Here is a 14,845-nt window from a genome sequence, read left to right as displayed (position 1 = left end):
CCGCGCGAGGATGGGCGGCTGACCGCGGCGAAGCAGGCCCTGTGGCGGCTGGCGCGCTTCACCGGTACGCCGCCGCGCGGCGTGGTCGAGCCGGTCCCGGGTCGGCCCGTCGCGGCGCGGGTCTCCGAGCCGCGCGACGAGGTCGACGCACTGGAGTCCGGCGACGACGTCGAGCACCGCGCGGTGCTCCGCGTGGTCGACGGGCGCCTCGAGGTCGCGCCCGTCTCGCGGTGGGACTTCGGCGGCGAGGCCTGGACGTCCTGGGGGCGTCCTAGGGTCTGGTCATGACCGAGTTCGCCTCCCCCGACGGCCTGCCCACCCCGTTCGGCTACTCCCACGTGGTCGGCATCCCGGCCGGCCGGCTGGTGTGGACCTCCGGCCAGGTGGGGGTGACCACGGACGGCGAGGCACCCGAGGGGATGCAGGCGCAGACCCGGCTCGCCTTCGAGAACGTCGGACGCGCGCTCGCCGCCCAGGGGGCGGGGTGGTCCGACGTGGTCAAGCTGACCTACTACGTGACCTCCGTGGAGGAGGTCGCCACCGTGCGCGCGGTGCGCGACGAGTTCGTCGACACCTCCCGGCCGCCGACCAGCTCGCTGGTGCAGGTAGCGGGGTTGTTCCGGCCGGACCTGCTGGTCGAGGTCGAGGCCGTGGCCTGGCTCCCCTAGTCGCGAGGTGCGGCCGGTGCGGTGGTGGCCGCACCGCCGGCGGAGGCCCGGGCCGCGGCCGCCGCGGAGGTGGCCCGCAGCTCGACCTTGGGCATCAGCAGGAGCAGCAGGAACGCGATCAGCCCGACCCCGGCACCGAGCAGGAACACCGTGTCCATGGACTCCGCGAAGCCCTGCTTGAACGGGTGCGCCAGCGCCGGCGAGAGCGTGTCGATGAACGACGAGTCGCCCTGGACCTGGTCGGCCGAGCCGCCCATGTTCTGCAGCACGGCGGCGTCGGCCGGCGTCGGGTTGGCCACGACCGCCTGGAACTCGGCGGTGCGGGAGGCGTCGCGGAAGGCCGAGGCGATGTGCCCGCCCACGGTGCTGAACAGGATCGAGAGGAACACCGCGACCCCGAGCGTGCCGCCGATCTGGCGGAAGAACGTCGCGGAACTGGTGGCCACGCCGATCTCGCTGGGCGGCACGGCGCTCTGCATGATCAGCAGCAGCGGCTGCATGCAGTTGCCCAGGCCCAGGCCGAGGACGAGCATGAACAGGTCGATCACGACCAGCGAGGTGTCGGCCGACGTCGTCGAGAGCAGCAGCAGCCCGACCACGAGCAGCGCGGAGCCGACGCGCGGGAAGACCCGGGTCTTGCCGGTCGCGGCGATGATCCGGCCCGAGAGCAGCGCGCCCGACATCATGCCGATGACCATCGGCAGCATCAGCAGCCCCGCCTTGGTCGGCGACGCGCCGTGCACGATCTGCATGTAGAGCGGCAGGATCAGGATCCCGCCGAACATCGCCGCGCCGATCGCGATGCTGGCGAAGATGGTGACCGAGGCGGCCCGGATCCGGAACAGCCGCAGGGGGATCAGCGCGGCGTCGCCCATGGCGCGCTCGGCGCAGAAGAAGGCCAGCAGCCCCAGCCCACCCACGACGTACGCCGTGAGCGAGCGCCCGGAGCCCCAGCCCCAGTCGCGGCCCTGCTCGGCCACGGTGAGCAGCGGGACCAGCGCGACGACCAGCGCGACCGCACCCCACCAGTCGATGCGGGCCTCGCGGCGCCGGTGCGGCAGCTGCAGCGTGCGGTAGACGACGACCAGGGCGGCCACGCCGACCGGCACGTTGACCAGGAAGACCCAGCGCCAGCCGGTGACGCCGAGCAGCGAGGACTGCCCGGCGAAGAAGCCGCCGACCACCGGCCCGAGCACGCTCGAGGTGGCGAAGGTGGCCATGAAGTAGCCGGTGTACTTCGCGCGCTCGCGCGGGCTCACGATGTCGCCGATGATCGCCAGCACCAGGGTGAACAGCCCGCCGGCCCCGATCCCCTGGACCGCGCGGAAGGCCGCGAGCTCGTACATCGACGTGGCGAACGTGCACAGCACCGAGCCGCCGATGAAGACCGAGATCGCGAACATGAACAGCTTCTTGCGCCCGTACAGGTCGCCGAGCTTGCCGTAGATCGGCGTCGCGATGGTCGAGGTGATGAGGTACGCCGTCGTCACCCACGCCTGCACCGACAACCCGTCCAGGTCGTCGGCGATGGTGCGGATGGACGTGCTCACGATGGTCTGGTCGAGCGCGCCGAGGAACATCCCGAGCAGCAGGCCGGTCAGGATGGTGAGGATCTGGGCGTGGGAGTACTCGCCGCTGTCGGTCGCGGGCGAGGCGTCGTTCGTTGTCATCTGCAACGACCTTAGCGGTTCGTCGGGATCCGTAGGGTTCAGACGTGAGCACAGCGACGCGGGGCCGGTACTCCTGGACGGTCGTCGTGCCCCTGGTGGCGTTGGTGGTGCTCGCCTTCTCCTGGGGCCGGTACCCCGCGCCCCTCGTCGCCGCACTGATCGCCGTGCCCCTCATCGGCGCCGTCCTGGCCGCCGTCCACCACGCCGAGGTGGTCGCGCACCGGGTCGGCGAGCCGTTCGGCTCGCTGGTCCTGGCGGTGGCGGTGACGGTCATCGAGGTGGCGCTGATCCTCACCCTGATGATCTCCGGGGGCGCGTCGACGTACGCGCGGGACACCGTCTTCGCGGCGGTGATGATCTCGGCCAACGGCATCGTCGGCATCTCGCTGCTGGTCGGGGCCCTGCGCCACCACCTGGCGAACTTCAACCCCGAGGGGACCGGCTCGGCGCTGGCCACCGTCATCACGCTGGCCTCGCTCACCCTGGTGCTGCCCCGCTTCACCACCGGCGCGCCCGGCGCGGAGTTCACCGGCGCGCAGCTGGCCTTCGCCGCGGTCGCCTCGCTGGCCCTCTACGGGCTGTTCGTCTTCACCCAGACCGTGCGCCACCGCGACTTCTTCCTGCCCGTCGAGCCCGACCGCCCGGGTCCGCACGACGACGACGGCGACGGCCACGCCGACCCGCCGTCCACCCGCGACGCCCTGGTCTCGCTCGGGCTGCTGGTGGTGGCGCTCGTCGCGGTGGTCGGGCTGGCCAAGGTCGAGTCGCCGTCGATCGAGCACGGCGTCGAGGCTGCGGGCTTCCCGGCCGCGTCGGTCGGCGTGGTCATCGCCTTGCTCGTCCTGCTCCCGGAGTCGATCGCGGCCGTGCGCGCGGCGGCCCGCGACGACGTGCAGATCTCCTTCAACCTGGCCTACGGCTCGGCCATGGCCTCGATCGGGCTCACCATCCCGACCATCGCGGTGGCCACGATCTTCATCGACGACCCGCTCGACCTCGGCCTGGCCCCGCTGCAGATCGTGCTGCTCGCCGTCACCGCCGTGGTCTCGGTCTTGACCGTCGTGCCCGGGCGCTCCAAGCCGCTCAACGGCGGCGTGCACCTGGTCCTGCTCGCGGCCTTCGTGTTCTTGTCGTTGCAGCCCTAGCCGCGCGGGTACGGCGTACCCGTGGACGAGCAGCAGCTGACGGTCGCGGTGACCGGGACGACCAGGAGGCTCGGCTGGGCGCCGCGGTCCAGCGCCCGCGAGCCCCTGGCGCAGACCCTGCGGCCGGGGCCAGAGTCGTCCCATGGCTGAGAAGGTCCTCCAGGGGCGCCGCGGCGCCCGGATCGAGGGCGACTTCGTCGTCTTCCTCATCGGGGCGCGGCTCGACCCGCGCAACCCGATCCGGTCGCTGCGCGACCTCGGCGGCCGACGCGGTATGCCCGCGATGCTGCGCTACCTGACCGAGCACCCCGAGAAGGGGCCGCTCGGCTACGAGTCGTACGGGCTGACCATGAGCGTGCAGTACTGGCGCTCCTTCGAGCACCTCGAGCGGTTCGCCCGCGACGAGTCCGACCCGCACCTCCAGGTCTGGCGCGACTACTGGAAGCGCGTCGGCAACGACCCGCGCTCCGGCATCTGGCACGAGACGTTCCTGGTCCGCGCCGGGGAGTACGAGGCGGTCTACGGCAACATGCCGCCGCACGGGCTGGCCCGCGCCTCCGAGGTCGTGCCGATCGGCACCGACTCCTCCGCCCGCGGTCGGCTGCGGCGGCGCTCCTCGTGACGCTCGCGTGCCGGATCGGCGTGCAGCTGCCCGAGGTCGAGCGGTACGTGCCGATGGCCGACTACCTGGACCTGGCCCGCCGCGCCGAGGACGCCGGCTTCGACTCGGTCTGGGTGGGCGACCACCTGCTCTACGACCTCCCGCACGGCGCGACGCGCGGCCCGTGGGAGGCCTGGACCACGCTGGCCGCGATCGCCGCCGTCACCTCCCGCGTCGAGCTCGGCCCGCTCGTGGCCTCCACCGCCTTCCACGCCCCGGCCATGCTGGCCAAGCAGGCCGCCACCGTCGACGCCATCAGCGACGGCCGGCTCGTCCTGGCCCTCGGCGCCGGCTGGAACCGTCGCGAGTTCGACGCCTTCGGCTTCCCCTACGACCGCCGCGTCTCCCGCTTCGCCGAGGCGCTGACGATCGTCCACGCGCTGCTGCGCGACGGGCGCACGTCGTACGCCGGGCAGTTCTACGCCGTCGACGACTGCGTCCTCGACCCTCGGCCGGCCCGCGACGTCCCGCTCGTCCTCGGCTCGAACAGCCCCCGCATGCTCGCGATCGGGCTCCCGCTCGTCGACGCCTGGAACGTGTGGTGGTCGGTCTACGACAACTCCGCCGCGCGCTTCGCGTCGATCAAGGCGGAGGTGGACGCCGCCGCGCCCGCCGGCCGCACGGTCGAGGCCACCGCCTGCGTCCTCGTCACGCTCCCGGGCGGCCAGGGCCGGGTCATGGGCGAGTCCTACGACGCGCCCGTCGCCACCGTCACCCTCGACTCGCTGGCCGAGCACCTGCAGGCCATGGCGGAGGCCGGGGCCAGCCACCTCCAGCTGGTCCTCGACCCCATCACCGCCGACTCGATCGACGCCGTCGGCCGGGTGGTCAGCGCGGCTCGAGCAGCACCACGGGGATGACGCGGTCGGTCTTGCGCTCGTAGTCCGCGAAGCCCGGGTAGCGCTCCTTCTGCGTCTCCCAGACCGGCTCGCGCTCCTCGGGCCCCAGCTCCCGCGCCGTCACCGCCACCGTCTCGGTCCCGACCTCGATCGTGGCCTCCGGGTGCGCCAGCAGGTTGTGGTACCACGCCGGGTTGGTGTCCGCCCCCGCCTTGGACGCGAACACGGCGTACGCCGACCCGACGGCCTGGTACATCATCGGGTGCACCCGCTCCTCGCCGCTCCTGGCACCGGTGCTGTGCAGCAGGAGCAGCGGCGCCCCCTCGAACTGGCCCCCCACCTCCCCGCCGTTGGCCCGGAACTCGGCGATGATCTTGTCGTTCCAGTCGCTCACGACTGGAACGTACCCAGACCGGCCCCGACGTCAGCGGCCGACGAGCACCCTGCGCTCGGCCAGCGGCGCGACGTACGACGGCGCCTGGCTGCGGGCGTGGATGTTCTGCAGGAGCCCGACGGCCAGCATCCCCGCGAACAGGCTCGAGCCGCCGTACGACACGAACGGCAGCGGCACCCCGGTCACCGGCATGATGCCCAGGCACATGCCGATGTTCTGGAAGGCCTGGAAGCCGAACCAGCAGGCGATGCCGGCGGCGGCGACGCGGCCGAAGGTGTCGTCGGCGCGGCGGGCGATGACCAGCGCGCGCCAGATGACCAGGCCGAGGAGCGCGATCAGCAGACCGGCGCCGAGGAGGCCGAGCTCCTCGCCGGCGACGGTGAAGACGAAGTCGGTCTGCTGCTCGGGGACGAAGCCGGAGCGGGTCTGGGAGCCGTGGAAGAGGCCCTGGCCGAGCAGGCCGCCGTTGCCGATGGCGATGCGGGACTGCTCGACGTTGTAGCCGGCGCCGCGGGGGTCGAGGTCGGGGTTGACGAAGGCCAGGAAGCGGTCGACCTGGTAGGCCTTGAGCACGCCGGAGGACAGCGCGACGGCGGCGACGGAGACGGCCGAGCCGAGCACGAGGACCAGCCAGCGTCGACGGGCACCGGAGACGGCGAGCACGCCGAAGACGGTGGCGGCGAGCACGAGCATGGTGCCGAGGTCGGGCTGCAGCAGGATGAGGGCGGCGGGGAGCCCGGCGATCACGAGCATGAGCAGCACGTCGACCGAGCCGACGCGGGCCCGCCAGCGGGCGGCGGAGGTGCGCTCGGCCAGGACCAGGGCCATGCCGATGACCACGGCGAGCTTGGCGAACTCCGAGGGCTGGATGGACATGCCGCCCAGGTGCAGCCACGAGCGCGAGCCGTTGATCGTCGAGCCGACGAACAGCACGAGCACCAGGCCGACGAGCGACAGCAGGTAGACCAGCGGCGCGGCGATGCGGACCCAGCGGTGGTCGAGGGCGACCACGCCGAGGAGCAGGACGCCGCCGATGACGATGTTGACCAGCTGCTTGCGCAGGTACGCCGTGTCGTCGCCGCCGGTGAGGTCTGCGCGGTGGGAGGTGGCCGACCACACGAGCAGCACGGAGAGCACGAGCAGCGCGAGCACGGCGCCGAGCAGCACCTTGTCGAGGCGGCGCAGGGACGGCATCAGTCCTCCTCTCGGGCCGGCGGCAGGATCGAGCCGTCGTCCATGAACTGGGGCAGCCGCTCGGGCGGCGTGGTGCCGGGGATGTCGGCGTCCGCGGGCGTCACGTCCATGCCGTCCACGCCGTACAGCGACTCCCAGATCGCGCGCACGGCGGGACCGGAGGTGCCGGAGCCGGTGCCGCCCTGGCTGACCATCATGATGACGACGTAGTTCTCGTCGTACGTCGCGACCCAGGACGTCGACTGCTTGCCCTGCACCTCGGCCGAGCCGGTCTTGCCGCGGATGTGCACGCGGTCGAGGGGGAAGTCGGTGAACTTCCAGGCCAGCGTGCCGACCTTGGGCGTGCCCTGGAGCGCGGTGTCGACGTAGGCCAGCGACGACGCCGACGCGTCGAGGTGGCCCGCGACCTTGGGCGCGATGCGCCGCAGCACGGTCCCGTCGGGCGAGACGATGGCCTTGGCCACCCGCGGCTCGTAGAGCGTGCCGCCGTTGGAGATCGCCGAGTAGGCGCGGGCGAGCTGGAGCGGCGTGACGATGGTGTCGCCCTGACCGATGGAGAAGTTCACGGCGTCGCCGGCGCGGTAGTGGTTGCCCTCGAGGCAGAACTCGTGCGCGAACAGCCTCATGTACGCCGAGGGGGCGTTCCCCTTCTCGTCCATGCCGCAGTAGTAGGACTTCATCGACTTCCAGTAGTCGTCCTTCCACTGCCGGTCCGCGATCCGCCCGGGCGCCTCGCCCGGGATGTCGATCCCGGTGCGCGAGCCGAAGCCGAAGTCCTTGGCCTCCTGGACCAGCGGGTCCTTGGCCTGGACGTCGGTCTCGTCCGAGCCGTACTGCTGCCAGTACTTCAGCCCGACGCGGTAGAAGAACGTGTCGCACGAGAGCTGCAGCGCCTGGTCGAAGCCGATGTAGCCGTAGGAGGCGGACTCGTAGTTCTTGAACCACCGGTTGCCGACCTGCAGGCCACCGGAGCAGTCCAGCTTGGTGTCCTCGCTGAAGCCGTGGTTGAGCGCACCGACGGTCATGATCGGCTTCCAGGTCGACCCGGGCGCGAACTGGCCCTGGGTCGCGCGGCCGAGCAGCGGCTCGCCGGCGGCCTTCGAGTAGAGCGCCGAGAGCTCCTTCTTGCTGATGCCGCCGACCCAGACCGAGGGGTCGTACGTCGGCTGGCTGGCCATCGCGACGATCCGGCCGGTCTTGGCCTCCATCACGATCGCGGCGCCGGAGTCGGCCACGTAGTTCTTGCCGCTCACGTCGTCGAACGTCGCCCGCGCGGTCTGGATGGTCGAGGCCAGCTGCTGCTCGACCACCGACTGGACCTTGGCGTCGATGGAGGTGACCAGGGTGTCGCCGGGCTGGGCGGAGACCTCGTCCTCGTCGCCGAGCACGCGGCCCATCGAGTCGACCGCGACCTGCTGGTAGCCGGGCATCCCGCGCAGCCACTCGTCGTACTCCTGCTCGACACCGGCCCGGCCGACGACCGACGCGCCGTTGACCGAGGTGTCGCCGCCCGCCTTGGCCGCGTCGTACTCCGGCCCGGTGATCGGCGAGAGGTAGCCGAGCAGGTGCGCGGCGTTGATGCCGAACGGCTGGGGGTAGGCGCGCAGGCTCTGCTGCTCGGCGGTGACGCCGGGGAAGTCCTCGGGCTGCTCGAGCACGCGCAGCGCCATCGGCTGCGGGACGTCGACGGCGACCGGGACCGGCTGGAACGGCGAGCCGTTCCAGCAGTCGCCCTGGACCGCCTTGTCGGTGCCGCAGTCGGTGAGCAGCCGGTGGATGCGCGGCACGGCCACGGCGGTCACGCGCTGGACCCGGTGCAGCAGCGCGCGCTGTTCGTCGTCGGGCAGCTTGGCCAGGGTGCCGCGGTCGACCGAGACCACCCACGAGGTGCGGTTGGTGACCAGGGGGCGGCCCATGTCGTCGACGATCAGCCCGCGCTGGGGCTGGACGACGACCTCGCGCACCGACTGGGAGGCGGCCTGCTGGGCGTACTCGTCGCCGCTGACGACCTGGAGGTAGTAGAGCCGGCAGAGCAGGGTCGCGAACAGCGAGAAGACCAGGGCCTGGATGACGACCAGGCGCAGCCGGCTCCGGTGCTCCGTCACACCAGGACCCGGTCCGGCTCGACCCGGGCGAACAGCGCGAGCGTGAGGGGTACGACGACCAGGGCCAGCCCGGCGTCCCAGGCCAGCGAGACCAGCTCGACGCGGAGCAGCTCGCCGACACCCACGGCCGGGTCGCGCAGCAGCAGCCCGGTCAGCGCGAAGACCGACGTGCCGACGAACGCCGCGGCCACCGACAACGGCCACCACTGGGCGAGCCGGGGCCGGCCCGAGGCGGCGAGCCGGCCGGCGACGTACCCGACGACCAGCAGCGCGAGGGCCCAGCGACCGGCCACGTGGTCGGCCGGCGGGGCCAGGTCGAGGAGCAGCCCGGCGCCGAAGCCGAGGACCAGCCCGACCTCCGAGCCGTGGGCCAGACCGGCGGCCACCACGACGAGCAGGACCAGGTCCGGGACCACACCCTGCACGGCGAGGTGGTCGAAGAGCGAGGCCTGCAGGACCAGGGCCAGCGAGACCGCGAGGACGGCGGCCACCGCGCGCGGGAGGGTGAGCAGGGGGGGTCACCTGACGCTCCCGTCGACCTCGATGACGCCACGGTCGGAGTCGGTGCCGGACGGCACGACGACGCCGACGACGTCGAGGGCGGAGAAGTCCACGAAGGGGGTGATGACCGCGCGCTGGGTGGTCTCGCGCAGGCTGCTGTAGACCGACTCCACGGTGCCGACCGGCACGCCGGAGACGTACGGCGCGCCGTCCTGGCTGCCCCAGGTCACCACGGTCTCGCCCTGCGCGGGCACGTAGGACTGGTCGACGAGCTCGAGGTCGAGGCGGGCGTCCTGGCCCAGGTCGCCGCGGCCGTGCAGGAAGCCGACCTTCATGCTCTTGCCGACCCGGCCGCCGACGGTGGAGTCGGCGTCGGCGACCAGCAGCACCGTCGCGGTGGTCGCGGTGGTGCGCAGGACCCGGCCGACCAGGCCGTCGCCGTTGACCACGGTCTGGTCCGGCACGAGCCCGGCCCGCGAGCCGGCGTCGATGGTCACGGTGCGCGAGAAGGACTGGGCCGGGCCGATGGCGACCACGCGGGCCGGCACCAGGGCGTAGCCGAGCGACTCGGCGGTGGCCGTCAGGTCGTCGTACTCCTGCAGGCGGTTGCGGTCGTAGTCGCTGCTGGCCAGCTGTGAGCGCAGCCGGTCGTTGTCGGACTGCAGGGCGTCGACCTCGGCGGCCAGGTCGCGGTGGCTGCGCAGCCAGTGCGGCACCGCCAGGACCGGCCCGACCACGGTGTCCATCCCCGACTCGGCGGGACCGTAGACCTCCCCGGCCAGCCGGCGCAGCGGGTCGACCGCGGCGCCGTCGTTCACGTGGTCGAGCGTCATCAGCGTCGCGCAGGCCAGGACCAGCGCCACCACGAGCGAGCGGCGCGGCCGGCCCGGCTCGCGGGGCTCGAGGCTGCCGCGACGGTTGAGGCGCTCGCCGGACGTGGCGTCGGGACGGGCGCGGGGGCGCTGCTGCAGGTCGACCACGTCAGGCCGTCCGCGCCAGCCGGCGCCGCTCGGTGACCAGGACCTGCTGGAGCGCCTCGAACTCCTCCACGCACCGCCCGGCGCCGAGCGCGACGGAGCGCAGCGGGTCCTCGGCCACGTGCACGGGCATGCCGGTCTCGTGGCGCAGCCGCTCGTCCAGGCCGCGCAGCAGCGCTCCCCCGCCGGTCAGCACGATGCCGCGGTCCATGATGTCGCCGGCCAGCTCGGGCGGGGTCTGGTCGAGGGTGACGCGGACGGCGTCCACGATGGTGTGCAGCGGCTCCTCGAGCGCGGCGCGCACGTCGGCGCTGGTCAGCTCCACCGACTTGGGCAGCCCGGAGACCAGGTCTCGGCCGCGGATCTCGGCGGTGGTGTCGGCCGGCCCGGGGAACGCCGAGCCGAGGGTCACCTTGACCTCCTCGGCGGTGGCCTCGCCGAGGAGCAGCGCGTGCTCCTTCTTCATCCAGGTCGCGATGGCGCGGTCCAGCTCGTCGCCGGCGGTGCGCACGCTGAGCGAGGTGACGATGCCGCCGAGGCTGATGACGGCGACCTCGGTGGTGCCGCCGCCGACGTCGACGACCATGTTCCCGGTGGCGCGGTGCACGGGCAGCCCGGCGCCGATGGCCGCGGCCATCGGCTCCTCGACGATGTAGACCCGGCGCGCGCCGGCCTGGTAGCCGGCCTCCTTGACCGCGCGCTGCTCGACGGCGGTGATGCCGCTCGGCACGCACACGACCAGCCGGGGCTTGGCCAGGTAGCGGCGGCGGTGCACCAGCGCGATGAAGTGGCGCAGCATCAGCTCGGTCGCCTCGAAGTCGGCGATCACGCCGTCCTGCAGCGGCCGGATCACGTCGATGTCCTCGGGCGTGCGGCCCAGCATCTGCTTGGCCTCCTGCCCCACGGCGACCAGCTCACCGGTCTTGGCGTGCACGGCCACGACGCTGGGCTCGTCCACGAGCACGCCCTTGCCGCGGACGTACACCAGCGTGTTGGCGGTGCCCAGGTCAACGGCCATGTCCCGGCCGACGAAGTTGTTCGCCATCCGTATGTGTCCTTGCGCGCGGGGAAGAGGGTCGGCTGGACGGCCGGCCCGGCTCCTCGAGGCTAGGTGGACCGCGCGCCGTACCCCCGGAGGCACGCCGAGGCGGGAGTGACGGATGTGACTCGTGTGGTCAGCTGCGGGTCAGCGCAGGGTGTCCGTGTTGACCGGGTCCGCGACGTCCTGGGGTGGCTCCGGCGGCAGCACCACGACGTCCACGTCGGGGTGGCGGCGCCGGACCGCGGCGAGCAGCGGGTCCGGGATCGGGCTACCGGGCGGGTGCAGCTCCCTGCGTCAACCCATGCCCGGACCTCTGCCCCTCAAACGGCCCGACCAGGTCGCGGGCCCGGTCGACGCCCACGCGGACGGCCTCGGAGGTGAGCTCGAGGAGCACGCTGGTGGTGATCGGGGAGAAGGTCGCGTAGAGCTGTCCCTCGGGCCCCCACGCCACCGTCTGCCGCGGGTCCGCCGGCGGACGACCGACGACCCAGCCGGCCAGCCGGAGCTCGTGGCGCAGCGTGAGCAGGAGGGCGAAGCCGTCCGGGCGCACGTCGACCAGCTGGGTGGTGGCGCAGACCGAGCCCCTGTCGTCGGCGTACCGCAGCCGGGTGGCCGGCTCGGCGCCGCTCTCCGGGGCGACCGAGGCCCACGCCCGCGCGACCGCGCGGTGCGCGGCGGCGGCGAGCTCCTCCGGGCACGGCGGCCCGAGGTCGGGTGGGGTCACCCCAGGTGACTGCCCGCCCTGACGCCGGGCCAACCCCTGGACTAGTCAGGGGTCTTGGCGCTGGATCGACGCGTCTAGAGCGCGAGCTGCGGGAACCAGATCGCGATCTCGCGCTCGGCGGACTCGGCGGAGTCCGAGCCGTGCACGAGGTTCTCGCGGTTGGACAGCGACAGGTCGCCGCGGATGGTGCCGGGCGCGGCCTTGCGGCCGTCGGTGGCGCCGTTGAGCGCGCGCACGACCTCGACGGCCTCGTCGCCCTCGAGGACCAGGGCGACCAACGGGCCGCTGGTCACGAAGGCGCGCAGGGGCGGGTAGAAGTCCCGCTCGACGTGCTCGGCGTAGTGCTGGTCGGCCAGCGCGCCGTCGACGTGGCGCTGCTCCATGGCGGCGATGGTCAGCCCCTTGGCCTCGAAGCGGGACAGGATCTCCCCCACCAGGCCGCGGCGGACGGCGTCGGGCTTGAGCAGGACCAGGGTGCGTGCCATGTGCCCCAAGATAGACAGGGCGCTAGCGGCCGAGCTCCGCGGCCCGGGCGGCGACGTCGGACGGGACCGGGCGCGCGGTCAGCGGGTCGGTCTCGACCTCGCCGGCGACGACCCGCAGCGGCAGGACGCCGGCCCAGGTGCCGGCCTCGACGTCCTCCGGCTCGTCGCCGACGCCGCCGGTGCGCTGCTTGAGCGACGCCTCGGCCAGCGGTACGGCGAGCACCGCGGTCGCGACGAGCTCCTTGCGCGTCGGCGGCCGCAGGGTGGCGGCGCGGCCGGGCACGACCTGGTCGACGACCAGGTCCAGCGCGCGGGCCCGCTCGTCCTCGTCCTCGACCAGGCGGGCCGCGCCGATGACGACGGCGGAGCGGTAGTTCATCGAGTGGTGGAAGCCGGACCGGGCCAGCACCAGCCCGTCCACGCTGGTCACCGTCACGCAGACCTGGGCGCCCGGCGCCTCGCGCAGCCAGCCGGCGGCCACCGAGCCGTGCACGTAGAGCTGGTCGCCCTCGCGGTCCAGTGCGTAGGCCACCGGCAGCGCCACCGGGTGGTCGCCGGCCACCACGGCCAGGTGCGCGACGTACTGGCCGGCCAGGAAGTCCAGCAGCGCCGCACGGTCCTCGACCGCCCGCTCCTTGAGCCGGGTGAGCCGGGTCCGTTCAGTCACCGGCCCGCTCCTGCGCGTCGTAGGCCGCGAAGGCCGCGGCCCGCTCGCGCTCGATCTTGCGGCCGAGGAGGTACGACGTGGCCCACAGGCCGGCGAAGACCGCGCCGAGGAAGAACATCATCCCGACCACGAAGCCCAGGCAGATCGCGGCGACCTGGATGGCCCAGCCGAGCCCGTAGGCCCACTCCGAGCGCAGCGCGCCCGCGGTGAGCAGGCACAGCACGGCCAGGCCCAGGCCGATGGTGAGGGCCAGCGGGGCGTCGACGTCGGCGATGGTGATGAGCACCGGGGTGGTCAGGCCCAGGGTGATGGCCTCCAGGCTCAGCGTGGCCGCGCACATCCCGCGTCGCGGCGACCGCTCGCGCTCGGGCGTGCTCACTGCTCGCCCCGCCGGCGGCTCGGCCGCAGCATCGCGCGGGCCTCGCCCACGGTCACGACGGAGCCGGTCACGAGCACGCCACCGGCGGCGATGGAGCCGCCGCCCGAGCCGTCCTCGGCCAGGGCCACGGCGCGGTCGAGGGCGTCGGCCAGCCGCGGCTCGACCACGACACGGTCCTCGCCGAAGACCTCGCGCGCGACGACGGCCAGCTCCGCGGCGGGCAGCGCGCGGTCGGTGGAGTTCTGGGTGACGACGACCTGGGCCAGGTGCGGCTCGAAGGCGGCCAGCAGGCCCTCGGCGTCCTTGTCCCCCATCACGCCGATGACGCCGACGAGCGGGTCGAGGGTGAAGGAGTCCTCCAGGGCGGCCGCCGTGGCCTCGGCGCCGTGCGGGTTGTGCGCCGCGTCGAGCAGGATCGTCGGCCCGGTGCGCACGATCTCGAGCCGGCCCGGCGAGGTGACCTGGGCGAACGCCGCGCGCACGAGCTCGTCGTCCAGGGGCGCGCTGCCGCCGACGAAGGCCTCCACCGCGGCCAGCGCGACGGCGGCGTTCTCGGCCTGGTGCGCGCCGTACAGCGGGAGGAACAGCTCGTCGTAGCGACCCCGCAACCCCTGCAGGCTGACCAGCTGCCCACCCACGGCGGACTGCCGGCTGACCACACCGAAGTCCGTGCCCGCACGCGCGGCGGTGGCGCCGACCTCGGCGATCCGGTCGGCCAGCACCGCGGAGACGTCCGGCTCCTGCTCGGCCAGCACGGCGACCGCGCCCGCCTTGATGATCCCGGCCTTCTCCACCGCGATGACCGCGGGCGAGTCGCCGAGGTACTTCGCGTGGTCCACCGCGATGGGCAGCACCACGGCCACCACGCCGTCGGCCACGTTGGTGGCGTCCCACGAGCCGCCCATCCCGACCTCGACGACCGCGACGTCGACCGGGGCCTCGGCGAACTTCGCGTAGGCCATCGCGACCACGGTCTCGAAGAAGCTGAGCGGGTGGGACTCCTGCTCGTCGACCAGGTGGGTGTACGGCGCGACGTCGTTGAAGGCGGCCACGAACTCCTCGTCGCTCAGCGGCTCGCCGTCGACGCTGATCCGCTCGCTCATCTTCTCCACGTGCGGGCTGGTGAACCGCCCGGTGCGCAGGTCGAGTCCGCGCAGGAGGGTGTCGACCATCCTGCTCGTCGACGTCTTGCCGTTGGTGCCCGTCAGGTGGATGACCGGGTAGGCCGTCTGCGGGTTGCCCAGCAGGTCGAGGAAGGCCTCGATCCGGTCCAGCGACGGCTCGAGCTTGGTCTCGGGCCAGCGGGACAGCAGGGCGTCCTCGACCTCGGCGTAGGTCTCGGCCAGGCGGGCCTGCGGCTGCTCAGTCATGGTCGTCCCAGAGTAGGGGTGACA

The 14,845-nt window shown here is 73.1% G+C and carries 17 protein-coding genes; 5 read left to right on the top strand and 12 right to left on the bottom strand.

The window, feature by feature from the left end; genetic code table 11:
• Nucleotides 1-81 precede the first annotated feature (81 nt).
• On the top strand, nt 82-288 hold the full coding sequence (locus tag G5V58_RS04995) for a hypothetical protein (protein WP_165229288.1): 207 nt from the start codon (nt 82-84) through the stop codon (nt 286-288).
• Nucleotides 285-668 (top strand): RidA family protein, encoded by a 384-nt coding sequence (locus tag G5V58_RS04990; protein WP_165229286.1) that lies wholly within the window; start codon nt 285-287, stop codon nt 666-668. Before G5V58_RS04995 ends, G5V58_RS04990 begins: the two co-directional genes overlap by 4 nt.
• Here G5V58_RS04990 and G5V58_RS04985 read toward each other — a convergent pair.
• Entirely contained in the window at nt 665-2,338 is a 1,674-nt protein-coding gene (locus tag G5V58_RS04985) for an MDR family MFS transporter (protein WP_165229284.1), read from the bottom strand. The two genes, G5V58_RS04990 and G5V58_RS04985, sit on opposite strands and share 4 nt — an antisense overlap.
• A 44-nt stretch (nt 2,339-2,382) precedes the next feature.
• Here G5V58_RS04985 and G5V58_RS04980 point away from each other — a divergent pair, with 44 nt between their 5' ends.
• From G5V58_RS04980 to G5V58_RS04970, 3 genes are all read left to right on the top strand, one after another.
• Nucleotides 2,383-3,483 carry a calcium:proton antiporter gene (locus G5V58_RS04980; RefSeq protein ID WP_165229283.1) on the top strand — a complete coding sequence of 367 codons (1,101 nt, stop codon included), beginning with the start codon at nt 2,383-2,385 and terminating at the stop codon, nt 3,481-3,483.
• 142 nt (nt 3,484-3,625) lie between these two features.
• Nucleotides 3,626-4,105: a DUF4188 domain-containing protein gene (locus G5V58_RS04975; protein ID WP_165229281.1), complete on the top strand. Its 480-nt coding sequence runs from the start codon at nt 3,626-3,628 to the stop codon at nt 4,103-4,105.
• Nucleotides 4,102-5,004, top strand: a complete 903-nt coding sequence (locus G5V58_RS04970) for an LLM class flavin-dependent oxidoreductase (protein ID WP_165229279.1) — start codon at nt 4,102-4,104, stop codon at nt 5,002-5,004. Before G5V58_RS04975 ends, G5V58_RS04970 begins: the two co-directional genes overlap by 4 nt.
• Here G5V58_RS04970 and G5V58_RS04965 read toward each other — a convergent pair.
• The 11 genes from G5V58_RS04965 to G5V58_RS04915 form a co-directional block, all read right to left on the bottom strand.
• Complete coding sequence (locus G5V58_RS04965) at nt 4,973-5,377, bottom strand: nitroreductase family deazaflavin-dependent oxidoreductase (RefSeq protein WP_165229277.1); 405 nt, start codon at nt 5,375-5,377, stop codon at nt 4,973-4,975. The genes G5V58_RS04970 and G5V58_RS04965 overlap by 32 nt on opposite strands.
• Before the next feature lie 30 nt (nt 5,378-5,407).
• Complete coding sequence (gene rodA, locus G5V58_RS04960) at nt 5,408-6,571, bottom strand: rod shape-determining protein RodA (RefSeq protein ID WP_165229275.1); 1,164 nt, start codon at nt 6,569-6,571, stop codon at nt 5,408-5,410.
• Entirely contained in the window at nt 6,571-8,676 is a 2,106-nt protein-coding gene (gene mrdA, locus G5V58_RS04955) for a penicillin-binding protein 2 (protein WP_165229273.1), read from the bottom strand. Before mrdA ends, rodA begins: the two co-directional genes overlap by 1 nt.
• A complete protein-coding gene (mreD, locus tag G5V58_RS04950) occupies nt 8,673-9,167 on the bottom strand; it encodes a rod shape-determining protein MreD (protein ID WP_230487098.1) in 495 nt (164 codons plus the stop codon). The genes mrdA and mreD overlap by 4 nt, the downstream gene beginning before the upstream one ends.
• Nucleotides 9,168-9,194: 27 nt before the next feature.
• The gene (gene mreC / locus G5V58_RS04945) at nt 9,195-10,157 is read right to left on the bottom strand and encodes a rod shape-determining protein MreC (RefSeq protein WP_230487097.1); all 963 of its coding nucleotides are present in this window, start codon (nt 10,155-10,157) and stop codon (nt 9,195-9,197) included.
• Between the two features lies 1 nt (nt 10,158).
• Nucleotides 10,159-11,199, bottom strand: coding sequence for a rod shape-determining protein (locus G5V58_RS04940; RefSeq protein WP_165229271.1), 1,041 nt, complete (start codon nt 11,197-11,199; stop codon nt 10,159-10,161).
• Between the two features lie 265 nt (nt 11,200-11,464).
• Entirely contained in the window at nt 11,465-11,920 is a 456-nt protein-coding gene (locus tag G5V58_RS04935; protein ID WP_165229269.1) for a hypothetical protein, read from the bottom strand.
• A 74-nt stretch (nt 11,921-11,994) separates the two neighbouring features.
• Entirely contained in the window at nt 11,995-12,405 is a 411-nt protein-coding gene (gene ndk, locus G5V58_RS04930; protein WP_165229267.1) for a nucleoside-diphosphate kinase, read from the bottom strand.
• A gap of 22 nt (nt 12,406-12,427) precedes the next feature.
• Nucleotides 12,428-13,072, bottom strand: coding sequence for a pyridoxamine 5'-phosphate oxidase family protein (locus G5V58_RS04925; protein ID WP_165229265.1), 645 nt, complete (start codon nt 13,070-13,072; stop codon nt 12,428-12,430).
• Nucleotides 13,065-13,451 (bottom strand): DUF4233 domain-containing protein, encoded by a 387-nt coding sequence (locus G5V58_RS04920; RefSeq protein ID WP_230487096.1) that lies wholly within the window; start codon nt 13,449-13,451, stop codon nt 13,065-13,067. Before G5V58_RS04920 ends, G5V58_RS04925 begins: the two co-directional genes overlap by 8 nt.
• Entirely contained in the window at nt 13,448-14,821 is a 1,374-nt protein-coding gene (locus G5V58_RS04915) for a bifunctional folylpolyglutamate synthase/dihydrofolate synthase (RefSeq protein ID WP_165229263.1), read from the bottom strand. Before G5V58_RS04915 ends, G5V58_RS04920 begins: the two co-directional genes overlap by 4 nt.
• Between the last annotated feature and the right edge of the window lie 24 nt (nt 14,822-14,845).

Origin of the sequence: Nocardioides anomalus, assembly GCF_011046535.1 — a bacterium.
GTDB classification, from domain to species: Bacteria; Actinomycetota; Actinomycetes; order Propionibacteriales; family Nocardioidaceae; genus Nocardioides; species Nocardioides anomalus.
Note: the sequence above shows the minus strand (reverse complement) of the source record. Positions and strands in the feature narration are given on the sequence as shown.

Coding starts and splice junctions, on each gene's coding strand:
- G5V58_RS04990 (WP_165229286.1), top strand. CDS start 285: ATGACCGAGTTCGCCTCCCCCGACGGCCTGCCCACCCCGTTCGGCTAC.
- G5V58_RS04985 (WP_165229284.1), bottom strand. CDS start 2,338: ATGACAACGAACGACGCCTCGCCCGCGACCGACAGCGGCGAGTACTCC.
- G5V58_RS04975 (WP_165229281.1), top strand. CDS start 3,626: ATGGCTGAGAAGGTCCTCCAGGGGCGCCGCGGCGCCCGGATCGAGGGC.
- rodA (WP_165229275.1), bottom strand. CDS start 6,571: ATGCCGTCCCTGCGCCGCCTCGACAAGGTGCTGCTCGGCGCCGTGCTC.
- G5V58_RS04940 (WP_165229271.1), bottom strand. CDS start 11,199: ATGGCGAACAACTTCGTCGGCCGGGACATGGCCGTTGACCTGGGCACC.
- ndk (WP_165229267.1), bottom strand. CDS start 12,405: ATGGCACGCACCCTGGTCCTGCTCAAGCCCGACGCCGTCCGCCGCGGC.
- G5V58_RS04915 (WP_165229263.1), bottom strand. CDS start 14,821: ATGACTGAGCAGCCGCAGGCCCGCCTGGCCGAGACCTACGCCGAGGTC.